Source organism: Agrobacterium sp. 22094 (assembly GCF_052046015.1).
Classification (GTDB): domain Bacteria; phylum Pseudomonadota; class Alphaproteobacteria; order Rhizobiales; family Rhizobiaceae; genus Agrobacterium; species Agrobacterium cavarae.
Genome location: NZ_JBQEPX010000020.1, coordinates 1 through 541 on the forward strand (window position 1 = coordinate 1; position 541 = coordinate 541).

Annotated in this window: 2 rRNA genes; both read left to right on the forward strand. The window is 49.7% G+C overall.

The window, feature by feature from the left end:
* Window positions 1-300, forward strand: a 23S ribosomal RNA gene (locus ACTJK5_RS22985); the annotation flags it as partial.
* 48 nt (window positions 301-348) lie between these two features.
* Window positions 349-464: ribosomal RNA gene (gene rrf, locus ACTJK5_RS22990) — 5S ribosomal RNA — on the forward strand.
* Window positions 465-541: the final 77 nt, after the last annotated feature.

Here is a 541-nt window from a genome sequence, read left to right on the forward strand (position 1 = left end):
ACAGTTCGGTCCCTATCCGTCGTGGGCGTAGGAAATTTGAGAGGAGCTGTCCTTAGTACGAGAGGACCGGGATGGACGCACCGCTGGTGTACCAGTTGTTCTGCCAAGGGCATAGCTGGGTAGCTATGTGCGGAAGGGATAAGTGCTGAAAGCATCTAAGCATGAAGCCCCCCTCAAGATGAGATTTCCCATAGCGTAAGCTAGTAAGATCCCTGAAAGATGATCAGGTTGATAGGTTCGAGGTGGAAGCATGGTGACATGTGGAGCTGACGAATACTAATAGATCGAGGACTTAACCATATAATATGAAGCAATGTTATCTAGTTTTGAAGGAATATGCCTTCATAGTTTGGTGATGATGGCAGAGAGGTCACACCCGTTCCCATACCGAACACGGAAGTTAAGCTCTCTAGCGCCGATGGTAGTTGGGACCTTGTCCCTGTGAGAGTAGGACGTTGCCAGGCAATATTATTCCGCAGTAGCTCAGCGGTAGAGCTATCGGCTGTTAACCGATCGGTCGTAGGTTCGAGTCCTACCTGCG